This is a genomic window from Klebsiella sp. 2-CIP_Kleb., assembly GCF_050378715.1.
Classification (GTDB): Bacteria; Pseudomonadota; Gammaproteobacteria; order Enterobacterales; family Enterobacteriaceae; genus Klebsiella; species Klebsiella quasipneumoniae.
Genome location: NZ_JBNRLG010000001.1, coordinates 689932 through 705287, shown reverse-complemented (window position 1 = coordinate 705287; position 15356 = coordinate 689932). Strand labels below are relative to the sequence as shown.

Annotated in this window: 16 protein-coding genes; 5 read left to right on the top strand and 11 right to left on the bottom strand. The window is 62.1% G+C overall.

Going from position 1 to position 15356, the window contains the following annotated elements:
• Positions 1–3: 3 nt before the first annotated feature.
• Both alsS and budA read right to left on the bottom strand, forming a co-directional pair.
• Positions 4–1683 (bottom strand): acetolactate synthase AlsS, encoded by a 1680-nt coding sequence (alsS, locus tag ACQUTP_RS03540; RefSeq protein WP_004202990.1) that lies wholly within the window; start codon positions 1681–1683, stop codon positions 4–6.
• Positions 1684–1692: 9 nt separating this feature from the next.
• Positions 1693–2472, bottom strand: a complete 780-nt coding sequence (gene budA, locus ACQUTP_RS03535) for an acetolactate decarboxylase (RefSeq protein WP_002908205.1) — start codon at positions 2470–2472, stop codon at positions 1693–1695.
• 106 nt (positions 2473–2578) lie between these two features.
• On the opposite strand from budA, the gene ACQUTP_RS03530 reads away from it, so the two are divergent.
• The gene (locus ACQUTP_RS03530) at positions 2579–3451 is read left to right on the top strand and encodes a LysR family transcriptional regulator (RefSeq protein WP_004145376.1); all 873 of its coding nucleotides are present in this window, start codon (positions 2579–2581) and stop codon (positions 3449–3451) included.
• A 19-nt stretch (positions 3452–3470) separates the two neighbouring features.
• Here the strand turns inward: ACQUTP_RS03530 and ACQUTP_RS03525 are convergent, their stop codons facing one another.
• From ACQUTP_RS03525 to ACQUTP_RS03500, 6 genes are read right to left on the bottom strand one after another with little or no spacing between them, the layout of a single operon-like run.
• Entirely contained in the window at positions 3471–4241 is a 771-nt protein-coding gene (locus ACQUTP_RS03525; protein ID WP_004202988.1) for a 3-hydroxybutyrate dehydrogenase, read from the bottom strand.
• A gap of 23 nt (positions 4242–4264) precedes the next feature.
• A complete protein-coding gene (locus tag ACQUTP_RS03520) occupies positions 4265–5659 on the bottom strand; it encodes a GntP family permease (protein ID WP_196531944.1) in 1395 nt (464 codons plus the stop codon).
• Between the two features lie 44 nt (positions 5660–5703).
• Positions 5704–6648 (bottom strand): 3-hydroxyacyl-CoA dehydrogenase family protein, encoded by a 945-nt coding sequence (locus ACQUTP_RS03515; RefSeq protein WP_306738562.1) that lies wholly within the window; start codon positions 6646–6648, stop codon positions 5704–5706.
• A gap of 11 nt (positions 6649–6659) precedes the next feature.
• Positions 6660–7841, bottom strand: a complete 1182-nt coding sequence (locus ACQUTP_RS03510) for an acetyl-CoA C-acetyltransferase (protein WP_017899572.1) — start codon at positions 7839–7841, stop codon at positions 6660–6662.
• 9 nt (positions 7842–7850) lie between these two features.
• Positions 7851–8507, bottom strand: coding sequence for a CoA transferase subunit B (locus ACQUTP_RS03505; protein WP_064183301.1), 657 nt, complete (start codon positions 8505–8507; stop codon positions 7851–7853).
• Between the two features lies 1 nt (position 8508).
• Entirely contained in the window at positions 8509–9216 is a 708-nt protein-coding gene (locus tag ACQUTP_RS03500; protein ID WP_004202983.1) for a CoA transferase subunit A, read from the bottom strand.
• Between the two features lie 140 nt (positions 9217–9356).
• Between ACQUTP_RS03500 and ACQUTP_RS03495 the strand changes: the two genes are divergently transcribed.
• Positions 9357–10247 carry a LysR family transcriptional regulator gene (locus ACQUTP_RS03495; protein ID WP_048295005.1) on the top strand — a complete coding sequence of 297 codons (891 nt, stop codon included), beginning with the start codon at positions 9357–9359 and terminating at the stop codon, positions 10245–10247.
• Between the two features lie 43 nt (positions 10248–10290).
• Here the strand turns inward: ACQUTP_RS03495 and ACQUTP_RS03490 are convergent, their stop codons facing one another.
• Positions 10291–10431: a hypothetical protein gene (locus ACQUTP_RS03490; RefSeq protein ID WP_002908189.1), complete on the bottom strand. Its 141-nt coding sequence runs from the start codon at positions 10429–10431 to the stop codon at positions 10291–10293.
• 289 nt (positions 10432–10720) lie between these two features.
• Here ACQUTP_RS03490 and ACQUTP_RS03485 point away from each other — a divergent pair, with 289 nt between their 5' ends.
• Positions 10721–11629 carry a DUF535 family protein gene (locus ACQUTP_RS03485; RefSeq protein ID WP_004202981.1) on the top strand — a complete coding sequence of 303 codons (909 nt, stop codon included), beginning with the start codon at positions 10721–10723 and terminating at the stop codon, positions 11627–11629.
• A gap of 60 nt (positions 11630–11689) precedes the next feature.
• Here the strand turns inward: ACQUTP_RS03485 and ACQUTP_RS03480 are convergent, their stop codons facing one another.
• Together ACQUTP_RS03480 and ACQUTP_RS03475 are read right to left on the bottom strand one after the other, a co-directional pair.
• Positions 11690–12907, bottom strand: coding sequence for an MFS transporter (locus tag ACQUTP_RS03480; protein WP_285754900.1), 1218 nt, complete (start codon positions 12905–12907; stop codon positions 11690–11692).
• 236 nt (positions 12908–13143) lie between these two features.
• Positions 13144–13605, bottom strand: coding sequence for a winged helix-turn-helix transcriptional regulator (locus tag ACQUTP_RS03475; protein ID WP_135721873.1), 462 nt, complete (start codon positions 13603–13605; stop codon positions 13144–13146).
• A 60-nt stretch (positions 13606–13665) separates the two neighbouring features.
• On the opposite strand from ACQUTP_RS03475, the gene ACQUTP_RS03470 reads away from it, so the two are divergent.
• Positions 13666–13902 carry a tautomerase family protein gene (locus ACQUTP_RS03470; RefSeq protein WP_004202976.1) on the top strand — a complete coding sequence of 79 codons (237 nt, stop codon included), beginning with the start codon at positions 13666–13668 and terminating at the stop codon, positions 13900–13902.
• Between the two features lie 197 nt (positions 13903–14099).
• On the top strand, positions 14100–15293 hold the full coding sequence (locus ACQUTP_RS03465) for an MFS transporter (RefSeq protein ID WP_227667259.1): 1194 nt from the start codon (positions 14100–14102) through the stop codon (positions 15291–15293).
• Positions 15294–15356: the final 63 nt, after the last annotated feature.

Sequence of the window (15356 nt, the reverse complement as noted above, 5' to 3'; positions counted from 1 at the left end):
GACTTACAGAATCTGACTCAGATGCAGCTGGCCCATCAGCAGCGGGTTATCGCGATAATCTACCGGGATGGCCACTACCGCCGGGCCGTCGACGTCCATCGCCGCGCGCAGGGTCGGCTCCAGCGCCTCGGCGCTTTCCACGGCAAACCCTTTGGCGCCGAAGGACTCGGCATAGGCTTTAAAATCCATCGGCCCGAACTCGACGCCGGACAGGCGCTGATATTTTTTCTCTTCCTGGATGGCCACCATGTTGTAGCCGTTATCGACCCAGATCAGGTGCAGCACGTTGGCTTTCAGGCGGACGGCGGTCTCCAGCTCCATGCTCGACTGCAGGAAGCCGCCGTCGCCGGAGACGGAGACCACTTTGCGCTCAGGATTGACCAGCCATGCGCCGATGGCCCAGGGCAGGGCGACGCCCATGGTCTGCTGGCCGTTGGAGATCATCACCTGACGGGCGCGGAAGCTGTACAGGTAGCGGGCAATCCAGATATGGAAGCTGCCCATGTCCACGGTCAGCGTGACGTCGCTGTTGACGATATCCTGCATGGCGCGAACGATGCGCAGCGGATGCAGAGCAAACTGATTCAGCTGCGCGCCGCGGCGGTCCAGCAGTTCGCGCTGGTGCTGGCGGTCGCGGAGGATCTCCGCCGCCTGCGGGGAGAGCACCAGCCGGCGATCGATATTTTGCGCCAGCTTGTTGAGGGTGCCGGCGATATCGCCCACCAGCTCGACGTCCGGGGTGTAGTTGCGCTCTTCATAGGCGGGCAGGACGTCGATATGCACCAGCGTCGCGTTGCCGCTGTTCCACATCGCCGGTTCATATTCCACCGGGCTGTAGCCGATGCAGATCACCAGGTCGGCGAGCTGCAGCAGACGGTCCCCGGCCTGGTTGTTAAACAGCCCGACCCGGCCGGCGAAGCGAGAGAAGTTATCCTGATTCACCGCCCCGGCGGCCTGATAGGTGCTGGTGACCGGAATATGGCTGGCCTCCAGCAAACGGCGCAGCGCCGCGCTGTTCTCCGGCTGGCTGGCCATCAGGCCGAGCAGGAAGATCGGGTTTTTCGCCTGAGCGATAAGCTTCGCCACCTGGTCGATGGCGGCATCCGGCGCGGCGCCCATCTGCGGGGCCCCGCTGGCCGGCAGTACTTTGCCGCTGACCGGGCCATCGACCACATCCTGCGGCAGGCTGACGAACGCGCTGCCCGGGCGGCCCTGCTCGGCGGCGCGGAAGGCGTTGGAGACCACTTCCGCCAGCGCGTCCGGCGCGGTCACCTCGACGGCGTATTTCGTCACCGGGCTGAACATCGCCACCGTATCCATACTCTGGTGGACCTGTTTGGCTTTATCGGCGCGTTTCACCGCGCCGCCCAGGGCCACCACCGGGTCGCCTTCGCTGTTGGCGGTGGCCATACCGGTGATCAGGTTGGAGCAGCCCGGGCCGGAGGTGACCAGCGCCACGCCGGCTTTACCGGTAATGCGCCCGACGGCGGCGGCCATAAACGCGGCGTTGGCTTCGTGGCGTACCGGAATAATGCGAATGGAGGAATCCAGCAGTGAGTCGAATACCTTGTCGATTTTGGCGCCAGGGATGCCGAACACCTGACGTACCCCCTGGGCTTCCAGCTGGCTGACGACGAGATCGGCGCCGTGCGCCCACTGGCGTACCGGATACTGTTTGTCCATGTGACCCCCTTAACTTTCTACGGAACGGATGGCGGCATCGAGATTATCGGGATGCAGATTGGCCTGCAGGAACGCGCTGTCGGCGGGCAGGTCGATCATCAGCTTGTGAATTTCGCCGAAGGTCAACACTCCGTGGTCGAGCTGGTAATCCAGCAGGTGACCGCCGCCTTTGCGGTCATCGGTAATAAAGTGCTCGTGATACCCGGCGACGTTGATCCCCTGCATATGCTGCGGGGTACGGAAGCCGACCAGTACCCCTTCGCGCTGGTTAAAGCGGAACACCGGCTGATCGTCGAGGACGTCGGTCATCGCCCGGTACGGCGGCGTCTGGCGCGGTACGGTGCGGGTATGGGCATGGCGGAAATGGCCATCGATGCGCAGGGCGCAGAACAGGTTGTCAGAGGGAATTTGCTGGTCGATCACCTCGTGCAGCTGCTGGCGGCTCACCGGGTGGTCGAAAGTTTTCCGGTACTGCGGCTGAAACCAGGTCATCACCGCGAACGGCGTTTTCTGCTCCGGCTGCGCTTTGCGCGCGCTGCCGTCGGCCCGCAGCTGATAGACCTGACTGCTGAAGGCGATCAGCTCCCCGTCCAGCTCATTAAAGGTGCCGAGACCGAAATCGCCGTGCTTCAGCAGGTCGGCGATGGTGGTGCTCCCTTCGTAAACCCCGCTCAGCAGGGCGCTCATAAGCGATGTCTGATAGAGCACGCTCTCGGGATGCTGCGCGGAAAACGCCCGCAGGGTTTCGCATAGACTCTCTTCGCAGGTGCATTCAGCAGAATGATTCATATACCACTTCCTCGTTCAACAAATATAAGAAAGGTTAAATAAATGTTGACCCGATTCAGCTCACAGTTCCAATATAGAAACCATGCTGGTTTGAGACGTTTTCGATATGGAACTTCGTTATCTTCGCTATTTTGTCGCCGTCGCCAGGACGCGGCACTTCACCCAGGCCGCCAAGGAGCTGGGTATTTCACAGCCTCCGTTAAGTCAGCAAATTCAGCGGCTTGAGCGCGAGGTGGGGACCCCGCTGTTTCGGCGTTTGACCCGCGGGGTGGAGCTCACCGAGGCCGGTGAGTCGTTCTATGAGGATGCCCGTCAGATCCTCGCCATGAGCGATGCGGCGCTGGAGAAGGCCAAGGGCATTGCCCGCGGGATGAACGGCAGCCTGTCGCTAGGCATTACCAGTTCTGATGCTTTCCACCCGCAAATCTTCACGCTGCTGCACCGTTTTCAGCTCGACCACCCCGGGGTGACCCTGCACCAGATGGAAGACAACATGGCCAATCTGATGACCGCCCTGAGCGAGGCCGAGCTGGATATTGCCTTCGTCCGTCTGCCGTGCGAGAGCAGTAAGGCCTTTAATCTGCGGATTATCGATGAGGAGCCGATGGTTATCGCGCTGCCGCGCGATAACCCGCTGGCGACGCAGCCGACCCTGGCCCTGGAGCAGCTGCGCGACGTGGCGCCGATCCTCTTCCCGCGGGAAGTGGCTCCGGGGCTGTATGAGCTGGTGTACAACAGCTGCCTGCGCGCCGGCATCGATATGGAGCGCGCCTGGCAGTCGTCGCAGATTTCGTCGTCGCTGAGCATGGTCAATGCCGGGTTCGGCTTCGCGCTGGTCCCGCAGTCAATGACCTGCATCCAGCAGCCGAACGTCAGCTATCACCCGCTCAGCGGGGCGCCGCTGAAGACCGATATCGCCATCGCCTGGCGGCGCTTCGAGCGCTCGCGCACGGTGAAACGCTTTCTGGCGATGTTCTGATCTTCGCGACGCCTGCGGCTTACTGCGCCACCCAGCCGCCGTCCATGTTCCACGCCGCGCCGCGCACCTGGGCGGCGGCGTCGCTGCACAGAAACAGCGCCATTTCGCCCAGTTGCTGCGGGGTGACAAACTCCCCGGAGGGCTGCTTTTCCGCCAGCAGCTGGGCGCTGGCCTGCTCCGGGTCGACCCCCTCGGCGATGCGCTTATCGATCTGCTGCTGCACCAGCGGGGTCAGCACCCAGCCGGGGCAGATGGCGTTGCAGGTGATGCCGCTGCGCGCGGTTTCCAGGGCCACGGTTTTGGTCAGGCCGACCACCGCGTGCTTGGCGGCGACATAGGCCGATTTCTCTTTCGACGCCACCAGGCCATGCACTGAGGCAATGTTGATGATGCGCCCCCAGTTGCGCTGGCGCATGCCCGGCAGCGCCAGGCGGGTGGTATGGAAGACACTGGAGAGATTGATCGCGATGATGTCGTTCCATTTGTCCACCGGGAACTGCTCCACCGGGGCCACGTGCTGGATGCCGGCGTTATTGATCACGATATCGACGCCGCCGAAGGTGCTTTCGGCATAGCGCATCATCGCCTCGATCTGCCCGACGTCGCGGAGGTCGGCGTCGTGATAGCCGGGGATCTTGCCCAGCGCGGCGACTTCAGCCCGGGCGTGGCTGCTGTCGCCGAAGCCATTGAGCACCAGCTGGGCGCCTGCCTGCGCCAGCACTTTGGCGATCCCTAAGCCGATGCCGCTGGTGGAGCCGGTGACCAGCGCTGTTTTACCGTTTAAATTCATCATATTTCTCCTTCAGTCGGGTCTCAGACAATGCCGGTCACATAGAACGTGGCAATGACAAACAGTACCGCAAGGCTTTTGATCACCGTGATGGCGAAAATGCCGCCGTAGGCCTGGCGATGGCTCAGGCCGGTGATCGCCAGCAGGGTGATCACCGCCCCGTTATGCGGCAGGGTATCCATGCCGCCGCTGGCCATGGCGGCGACGCGGTGCAGGACCTCCAGCGGAATATTGGCGGCGTGGGCGGCGGCGACAAAGGTCTCGGACATCGCCGCCAGGGCAATGCTCATTCCCCCGGAGGCCGAGCCGGTGATCCCGGCCAGCACCGTGACGCTGATCGCCTCGTTTAACAGCGGATTGGGAATAGCCGCGAGGGCTTTCGACAGCACCAGGAAACCCGGCAGGGCGGCGATAACCGCGCCGAAGCCATACTCAGAGGCGGTGTTCATCGCCGCGAGAATAGCCCCGCCCACCGCCGTCCGGCTTCCTTCTGCCAGCCGGCCGCGAATATTGCGGTAGCCGCAGACCAGTACCAGCACAATGCCGGAGAGCAGCGCCGCCTGTACCGCCCAGATGGCGGTGATTTTCCCCACCTCGGTGACCACAGGCTTCGCCAGACCCGGGAGGGTGAGCTCATGGCTGGCGCCGTACCACTGCGGGATCCAGTGGGTAAACAGCAGATTCAGCACCCCCACCAGCAGCAGCGGGGCGATAGCGATCAGCGGATGCGGCAGGTTGATATCATCCGGGGTCTCCGGCTCATTTTGCAGGTCGGTCCCATAGCCTTCGCCGCTGGCCTGCGCTTTGCGGCGCTGGCGCTCCAGCCACAGCAAACCGAAGAGGATAATGAACAGCGAGCCGATAAGCCCCAGCCACGGGGCCGCCCAGGCGTTGGTGCCGAAGAAGCTGGTGGGAATAATATTCTGGATCTGCGGCGTGCCGGGCAGGGCGTCCATGGTAAACGAGAAGGCCCCGAGGGCGACGGTGGCCGGGATCAGCCGTTTGGGGATCCCGCTCTGGCGAAACAGCTCGGCGGCGAAAGGGTAGACGGCAAAGGCCACCACAAACAGCGACACCCCGCCGTAGGTCAGCAGGGCGCACACCAGCACGATCACCGGGATCGCATGGCGGCGTCCAAGGATGCGGATGGCGGCGGCGACAATCGACCGCGAGAATCCCGACAGCTCAATCAGCTTGCCGAATACCGCGCCCAGCAGAAACACCGGGAAATAGAGCTTCACAAAGCCGACCATTTTTTCCATAAACAGGCCGGTAAAGGCCGGGCCGACCGCGCCCGGGTCGGTGAGCAGCACCGCGCCGAGGGCGGCGATCGGCGCAAAGAGGATCACGCTGTATCCACGGTAGGCTGCCAGCATCAGTAATGCCAGCGCGGCCAGGGCTATTATCACACTCATCACGACGTCTCACTCTCATTGTTATTGTAGGGGTACAGAACGAGATACTAGGGTTTCAGGGCGAAGCGCAGCTGGTGTTCCCGGCGCGACTGGATGCGCTGGCGCCGGGCCTCGTCCCAGCGGTAAAAGCCTTGCCCGCTGCGGGCGCCGGTGTCGCCTCGCGCTACTTTCTCCTCCACCAGCGACATCATCTCGGTGCCGCTGGCCAGCTCCGGCAGCAAGTGCTGGCAGATATCCTGGACCGTCGCCAGGCCGGTCATGTCCGCTGCCTCCAGCGGGCCGACCATCGCATAGCGGCGGCCCAGCGAGGCGCGCATCACCTGGTCCACCACCTCCGGGGACGCGATGCCGCTGTGGACGATATGCAGCGCTTCGCGCAGCAGGGCGAACTGCAGCCGGTTGCCGACAAAGCCCGGCGCGGCGCGGTTGAGCACCACCGCTTCCAGCGCGCAGGCGGCGCAAAAGTCGCTCACCTGGTGCGCCAGATGAGGCAGGGTGGCGCTCCCGGGCACCACTTCCACCAGCGGGATCAGGTGCGGCGGATGCCAGAAATGGGCGATCAGTAGCCGTTCCGGGAGGCGCATGCCCTGCGCCAGCCGATCCGGCGGCAGGCCGCTGGTGTTGCTGGCGATAATCGCCTCGTCGGCGATCAGCGTTTCCAGTTCGGCATACAGGGCGTGCTTCAGCCCCAGCCGTTCGGGGATCGCTTCAATCAGCAGCGTGGCGTCCGCCAGCGCTTGCAGCGCCGGGGTAGGGGTTAAACGGCTCAGCACGGCGTCACGGTCGGCGGGAGCCTGCTGACCGCTCGCCTCCAGCTGCTGACCGCTCGCCTCCAGCTCGCGCAGGATCGCCCCTGCTACTGTGGGTACCTCGGCGAGACGTTGCGGATCGGTGTCATACAGGCGGACGGCGTGACCGTGACGGGCGAAATGGCAGGCAATGCCGACGCCCATCAGTCCGGCGCCGAGTACCGCCAGGCGTGGTGTAAACATAGTGGCTCCTGTTAACGTTGAAGGGTCATGGCGATGCCCTGTCCGCCGCCGACGCACAGGGTGGCCAGCCCTTTGCTGGCGCCCCGGCGCTGCATCTCATGCACCAGGCTGACGAGGATCCGGCAGCCGGAGGCGCCGATGGGATGGCCCAGGGCGATGGCGCCGCCGTTAACGTTGACCTTCTCGCTGTCCCATTCGAGCAGCTGGCCGACGGCCAGCGCCTGGACGGCAAAGGCCTCGTTGGCTTCGATCAGATCCACCTCGTCCAGCGTCCAGCCGGCGCGCTGCAGCGCCTGGCGGCAGGCGCTCACCGGGCCGATGCCCATCACCGACGGGTCGACCCCGGCGACCGCCGCGCTGACAATGCGCGCCAGCACCGGCAGCCCAAGCTCGTGCGCTTTATCGACGCTCATCAGCAGGACCGCCGCAGCGCCGTCGTTCAGCGATGAGGCATTCCCGGCGGTGACGCTGCCGTCAGCCGGGCGAAACGCCGGGCGCAGCTGGGCCAGCTGCTGCTCGCTGGTCTCCGGGCGCGGTTGCTCATCGTCGGTCACGACACGCGGCGGCTTTTTGCCCTGCGGGACGCTGACCGGGACGATCTCCTCGCGAAAGCGTCCGGCGGCGATAGCGGCCGCCGCTTTGCGCTGGGAGCTGGCGGCGAAGGCGTCCTGGCGCTCGCGGCTGATGTCGAAGGCGTCGGCAAGGTTCTCGGCGGTAATGCCCATGTGGTAGTCGTTAAAAGCGTCCCATAGGCCGTCCTGGATCATGCTGTCCTGCAGGCTGGCATGGCCGAAACGCAGGCCGTCGCGGGCGCCATTCATCAGATAGGGAGCATTGCTCATGCTCTCCTGGCCGCCGGCGATAACGATCTCGGCGTCGCCGCAGCGGATCGCCTGCACCGCCTGCTGAACCGCTTTCAGCCCTGAGCCGCACACCAGATTGACGGTGACCGCTGGAGTGTCCACCGGCAGGCCGGCCCGCAGCGCGGTCTGGCGCGCCGGGTTCTGCCCGCAGCCGGCGGTGAGCACCTGGCCGAAAATCAGTTCATCGACCGCTGCGGCGGGCAGCTGGCAGCGTTCAAGCAGGCTGCGCACCACTGCCGCGCCGAGGTCGACGGCGGAAAGCGGGGCGAAGGCGCCGCGAAAGCTGCCGACCGGGGTGCGTACGGCAGCAACTATGGCAATATCGGTCATGGTCTCTCCTTAGCTGAAGCGCATTTCGCGCACGTCTTCGGCGACGATCAGCCGTCCCGCCGTTTTACGCATCACTTCGTCGGGGCTGACCCCCGGGGCCACTTCGCGCAGGACAAACGCCCCGTCGACAATGTCCAGCAGGGCCAGGTCGGTGAGCACCCGGCGAATGCAGCCCACGCCGGTGAGCGGCAGGGTGCACTGCGGCAGCAGTTTGGATTCGCCGTTCTTTGAGGCGTGGGTCATCACCACGATGATGTTCTGCGCGCCGGCCACCAGGTCCATGGCGCCGCCCATCCCCTTGACCATTTTTCCAGGGATCATCCACGAGGCGATATTCCCTGCGACGTCGACCTCAAAGGCGCCAAGAACCGTAAGATCGACGTGGCCGCCGCGGATCATGGCGAACGACTGGGCCGAATCGAAGATCGCCGCCCCGGTTTGCGCGGTGACGGTCTGTTTGCCGGCGTTGATCATGTCGGCGTCGAGAGTTTGCTCATCGGGAAACTCGCCCATCCCCAGCAGGCCGTTCTCCGACTGGAGCATCACTTCAATGCCGGCGGGAATGTAATTGGCCACCAGCGTCGGGATACCGATCCCGAGGTTGACGTAGTCGCCGTCGCGCAGCTCCTGGGCGACGCGCATCGCCATTTGTTCGCGGGTTAACATCTCAGTGCCCTCCGGCGCGCAGGGTGCGCTGTTCAATGCGTTTTTCGAATTGCCCGACGATCAGCCGGTCGACATAGATCCCCGGGGTGTGAATGGCGGAGGGCGGCAGTTCGCCCGGCGGCACAATCTCTTCCACCTCCACCACCGTAATGCGCCCGGCGGTGGCCATCAGCGGGTTGAAATTCTGTGCGGTATGGCGATAAACCACATTGCCATACCAGTCAGCCTTCCAGCCCTTCACGAGGGCGAAATCGCCGCGAATAGCTTGTTCAAGAATGTAATTTTTACCGTCGAACTGGCGCACCTCTTTGCCTTCGGCGACCGGCGTGCCATAGCCGGTGGCGGTGTAAAAGCCGGGGATCCCGGCGCCGCCGGCGCGGATTTTTTCCGCCAGCGTTCCCTGCGGGGTGAGCTCTACCGCCAGCTCGCCGCTCAGCACCAGCTGTTCAAACAGCGCGTTTTCCCCGACGTAAGAGGCCACTACCTTGCTGACCTGGCGCGACTCCAACAGCATGCCGAGACCGAAGCCATCGACGCCGCAGTTGTTGGAAACCACCGTCAGCCCCTTCACCTGGCGACGCTTCACCTCGGCGATCAAATTCTCGGGTATACCGCACAGGCCGAAGCCGCCGGCGAGCAGCGTCATGCCGTCCGTTAACCCTTCCAGCGCCGCTTCGTAGCTGGCGACGCGTTTATCCAGTCCTGCCATCTTGTCTCTCCTGCCTTGCGATACCCTTATCATTGGCGCGGGCGACTGATTTGATAATTTTGAATTTGTGACTCACTCATTTGGAAATTTAATTAATTTCCTGTTAACTAATTTCTTTCAATTAGTTAACAGGATGAAAAATGAGAATGAGTGTCAAACAGTTACGCGCGTTTTTAGCGGTAGCTCACACTCTCAATTTCGCCCACGCCAGCGAAAGGCTGAATCTGTCGCAGCCAGCGCTCAGCCTGACCATCAAAGGGTTGGAGGAGGCGCTGGGGGGCGCGCTGCTGCAGCGCAGCACCCGCAAAGTGACCCTCACCCAGGAGGGGGAACTCTTTCTGCCGATGGCCCGTCAACTGCTGGCCGACTGGGATAACGTTGAGGAGGCGATGCGCCAGAGCTTTACCCTGCAGCGCGGCAAAATCTCGGTCGCCGCGATGCCGTCGTTCGCCGCCAACGTTCTGCCGGAGGCGCTGAAAGCCTTCCGCGACCGCTATGCCGGGGTGAACGTCACGGTGCATGATGTGATCAATGAGCAGGTAATCGAGATGGTGCGTGAGGGGCGGGTAGAGATGGGCATCGCTTTCGAGCCATCGCCCAACCACAACCTGCTGTTTACCCCGCTGGCGGTGGACCGCTTCGTGGCGATCGTTCCCCGGCAATCGCCGCTGGCGAAGAAAAAAAAGCTCACCTGGCAGGAGCTGTTAACTCTCGACTTTATCACCCTCCAGCGTCCCTCGGCGGTGCGCCTGATGCTGGAGGAGGCGCTGGCGCGCAGCGGGCGTCAGCTGGAAGTGGCGCTGGAGAGCCACCAACTGGTGACGGTGGGGAGGATGGTAGCCAGCGGTCTGGGAGGCAGCGCGGTGCCGGCGCTATGCAAAACGCAGATGACCTCGCTGGGGGCAGTGTGCATTCCGCTCAGCGATCCGCCGATTGAAAAGTGCGTTGGGGCGATCCATGCCGGACATCTGCCGCTGTCGAAGGCGGCGCAGGCGCTGCTGGATACGTTGAAAGGGTATTTACCCACCTGAGGGGGCGTGGGGAAAAAAAACGGCCCGCAGGCCGGTTTGATAATCAAATTTTGCAGGCGTCGCCGCAATCGTCATCGGCAACGATCGCCTGGGCTTTTTTGTCCGCTTCTTCCAGACGCTCCGCGTTGCGCTCTTCCGCTTCATCCAGGCCGCTGAAGACCAGGTTGTCGAGATCAATTTCCATAAGTTACCTATCGTTGCTGGTTTTGAATCAGCGTCAAGTATAGGGCATAACCGCCTGCGGAGGTAACCGCTCTTCGCGCCGAACGCACAGAGCGTTAAGTCCGCCGGCAGCAGATAAAACCCACCATAAATAACCGTTGACAGGATGGCGTTAGCTTTAAATATCTCCACCAGAATAATTTCCTGCCTAAATATTAAATGAAAGGACAACGAAGGTGTAATTAAGCATTGACGAATGGCTTTTATGTTAATATGGCCGCGATTATGGATGAATCTATGGATCTTAATCAATGGAACATACTGTTACAGGCGCCATCAAAGAATGGCGTAAACATAATAAAGTGATCGGTCAGGTCAAAATAAGCTATAAAAAATTCTTACGAAAATGCAGAGAGCTCTCGCTCGCAGGAGGTAAATACAGAGAATATCAAGGACTTTGCGCCAAATATCAGTGCGCACGATTGACCGCCGTGACCCAGGGACTGGTGCCTTTCGAGGATAAACCCTTTAAGGCCTATCTTAATAAACGGATGTCAAAACGGCGCAAGCTGGATATTGCCCACGGTTCGCTGAATTTTATCGAGAAAACGTTTCAGCCCGATGTGCTGCCGCAGCTCTATAACGTGGCGGATTTTGGCCGGACGATGTTTGCTATTCCTCTGAAAAATGGCGAAAAGCTTGACGTTAAGCTGCTGGCATCGCCGTTTCAGGAGGAGGGTGAGCTGATGCTGCAGCTGTTTCTCGGCGACCGGCGCGTTTATAGCGTCTGTTTTTCCTGTACCGACGATGGCCGCGCTTATATCGGCGGAATACAGGGCGGGAAAGATATCACCAATGATGAGGTGAAGGTGCTGACCAAAGAGCTGCATGGCGCGCGGCCGAAAAATATCATCATGAGCGTGCTGTATGGTTTCCTGCGTTATTTCGGCATCACTACGGTCTACGCGATCGATTCCGATTACCACGTGAAAAGCGATCTGGTGAAAGCCAGTTATTCATCGCTGTGGCTGGAAATGGGCGGAGAGAAACAGGCTCGCGGCTGGTATAAACTGCCGGCGCAGGAGATCAAAAAAAGTCTTGAAGAGGTAAAAAGTAAACACCGCAGCCAGTTTATTAAGCGCGAAGGTGTCAAAGAGCTGATTCAGCTCGAAATGGCGAACGCTCTGCGGCAAATAACCTTGAATCCGCAGATGAATTAACGCCTTTCCCACGTCAGGCAGGCAGCAGGGGGCTGTTGTCCGCCTGACGATATCCTTTCTTTACTGGCCGCTCTCGCCGATCGGCGGCGACACCGAGTTGGTGAGCAGCGGGGCGCTGCGCCACCACACTATCAGCGCGACCAGCGCGATAACGCTCAGCACGCCGAAGGCGGTAGCAAAAGAGTAGCGCCCGGCGATAGCGCCGGTTAACGCCGGACTCATCGCCGCCCCGGCGCCCTGCATTAGCATCACCACGCTCTGTCCGGCGTTGACGTGCCCGCTGCCGCGCAGCAGCGAGACGATAAAGCTGGGCACCGCCACCCCCAAAATCCCTGCCGCCAGACCATCAAGAATTTGCACCGGGACCATCATCGCCGGGGCGTCGCTGGAGGCCGCCAGCGCCGCGCGGATGGGCATGATCAGCAGCGCCAGCAGAATGCATCGCCAGTAACCATATTTGTCGATGCTGCCGGCGACCCGGATGGCCACCGGGATCATCACCACCTGCGAAATAATCACCGTGGCGGCGGCAAACAGCCCCGGATTGAGGTGTCCCGGCGCGGCGGCGATCCGCATGCTGAGCATCGGCAACAGCGCGGCGTTGGCGAGATGGAACAGCATCAGGGTCACGCCGGCGATCAGCAGCGGCGAATGGCGGAACAGGATGGCAAACCCAGGCACAGCGGGCGTGATTGCCGACTCGAGGCCGCGGGCGGCGTCATCGTCAATATCGCTGCTGCGGATTGCCAGCAGGGCGATCAGGGTAAACAGGGTGGTACAGGCCATCAGGATGAAAATGCCGCCGATGCCCCAGTACCAGGCGATGGCCCCGGCAATCAGCGCAGTGAAGAAATTCCCCGCATGGTTGAAGGCTTCGTTTTTTCCCATCTGAGCGCTAAAGCCGCGCTGTCGGGTCAGCCCAAGGGTGATCCCGGCGATTAACGGTCCGACAAAGGCCGCGCAGATCCCGCTGGCAACCTGTGAAAGGGCCACCACGCTGGTCTTCTGACTGAACCAGAGCAGGAGGGTGGTCAGGGTGATCGCCAGGCAGACCCCGGCCAACAGCACGCGCTTATGCCGCGAGGTGTCGGTGATGAAGCCCGCGGGCAGGGTCGCCAGCAGGCCGGCCACGCCGCCGACGGTCATCAACAGGCCGATGTCCTCCGCCTGCCAGTGACGCTGGGTGAGAAAGATCCCCAGAAACGGGCCGAGGCCGTCGCGAACGTCGGCGATAAAGAAGCTGGTCAAACATAAAGCCCGCAGTGAACGAAGCGACATTTTCTTCCTTTAGCATGAACGATCCGCGGATCAGCGGCGGACCAGGGCGGTCATGGCGTGCGCCACGAATAATAGCCGGGATCGGACCCGGCAGAGAGCCTCATTCTTTATCGCACCGTTCGATGAAACCAAAATGTCACCCAGTCGTCGGGTAACGTGGCAATGCAACATACCTGCTCGTCGCGGCTTCCGCCAGAGGCCTACGAAAGTTCTGTATCAGGGCAACCGCGCCGCTCTCAGCGTTCGTCTGCCTTAACGATCTGCAGCACGGCGGGATTCGCCACGCTGCCGCTGGCGGTGACGAACCCGGGATGGACGGCCTCGCCGCTGGCGCTGTCCACCAGCGCAATATGCGGCGTGCTGTGCAGCACCTGCTGGTGGCCCCATTCCATCAGGGCGAACAGCACCAGCGCCAGGCTACGGCTTTTTTCGGTGAGAACATATTCATAGCGCTCGCGAGCCCCCGCTTCCCGATAGGGGACTTTGCGAAGCAAGCCCATTTCGGTCATGGTTTTCAACCGGATGGTGAGCGTCTGGCGGGTAATATGGGTATGCGCCTGCATCGTTTCAAAGCGCGTCACGCCGTAAAACGCCTCGCGGAGGATCAGCAGCACCCAGCGGTCGCCCAGTATTTTGGCTCCTTCCGCCAAGCCGCACAGCTCAGGATCGAGGTAGGGCAATGATTTATTTTTTGACATCGTGAGATTGGCCTTTTACTCTGAGTTTGAAATTTAGACTTAGATGCTAAGGAGCATAGCGTGCCATTTGTTAACGTGCAAACCATTAAAGGGATCATGACCGCGGAACAGAAAAGTGAGCTGCTGCGGCGGATGACCGATCTGCTGGTGGAGATTGAGGGGCAGGGCGATCCGCAGTTCCGCCAGTCGGTGTGGATCCGCATTGATGAACATGACCCGGAGCAGTGGAGCCTGGGGGGCGTCCAGCCGACGGCCGCGATGATTGCGGCTAAATTCGCCGCGGCGCGGCGCGACTGATTCCCTGAAAAAAGCGGGCGGCGAAGCCCGGCCCGGCTATCTGGCGCAGAAGAGGGCCAGGTCGCCGGGGAATATTGCTATTCGCTATGGTGCAAAAGCGTATTTTGCGGCTAAGGTAACGGTCAGGGAACCCAACAAACAGGGCGCGATGCCAGACGACCCGCCTGGCGCCACTCTCAAACTGGTGAAAACAACGGATGTCTAGCGAACAGATGCTGCCGCTGGCGGCGCAGAACAACAATATCATCCGCCTGGCCGTCGCTCAGGCGCTGGCCGGCGCCAACTCGGTGGTGTTCTACGCCACCGGCGCTATCGTCGGCAATACTATCGCCCCCAGCCCGTCGCTGGCCACGCTGCCTATCACGCTGTTTGTGCTGGGGATGGCGGCCTCGATTCTGCCTTTCGGCGCGCTGGCGCGTAAGCGGGGCCGCAAAGCCGCGTTTATGGCCGGTACCGGCGCCGGGGTGGTTACCGGTCTGGCGGCCGCTCTGGCGGTGGTGCTGGGCTCTTTTCTGCTGTTTTGTTTCGCCGCGATGCTTGGCGGCGCCTATGCCGCGGTTGCGCTCAGTTTTCGCTTTGCCGCCACCGACGGCGTCGCTCCGGAACGTCGCGCCCGCGCGCTGTCGCTGGTGATGGGCGGCGGCGTGGCCGCCGGGATCATTGGCCCGATGTTGGTCACCGGCACCATGCACCTCTGGCCGACTCATACCTTCGCCTTCACCTTCCTCGCTCAGGCGCTGGTGGCGGCGCTCGCCGCCATTCTGCTGGCAGGCGTGACGCCAGCAGAGCCCGCGGCGGCCAGCGTTCGCGGAGGGCGGCCGCTGCGCGAGATTGTCTGCCAGCCGGGCTTTGCCACCACGGTGTTCAGCGGCGCGGTGGCCTATATGGTAATGAATTTTCTGATGACCGCCGCGCCGCTCTCCATGCATATGCACGGCCTTTCCCAGCAGGCCGCCAACCTCGGGATCCAGTGGCATGTGATGGCGATGTACGGTCCGGGATTTGTCACCGGCCGGCTGATCCAGCGCTTCGGCGCAGCGCGCATGGCGGCGGCGGGATTGCTGATCACCGGCGCGTCGGTGGCGGTCGGTCTCAGCGGCGTCGGGGTGTATCATTACTGGCTGTCGCTGATTTTGCTCGGCATCGGCTGGAACTTTGGCTTCACCGGCGCCTCGGCGAAAATCATCGATTTCCACCGCCCGGAAGAGAAGACCCAGGTTCAGTCGCTCAACGATTTTCTGGTCTTCGGCGTGATGATCGTGGGTTCGTTTTCGTCCGGCGTTCTGCTCAACGCCTTCGGCTGGAACGCGGTGCTGTGGGGCTCCCTGGCGCCGGTGGGGCTGGCGCTGTTCACCCTGCTGCTGCGCCCTTTATCGCCGCCCCGCGCTTAGCGCCTGGCCTGCCGCTGCGCGGGCCCTCGTTTTGTGCTTTTTAGCTATGCATTGCTGAAATTC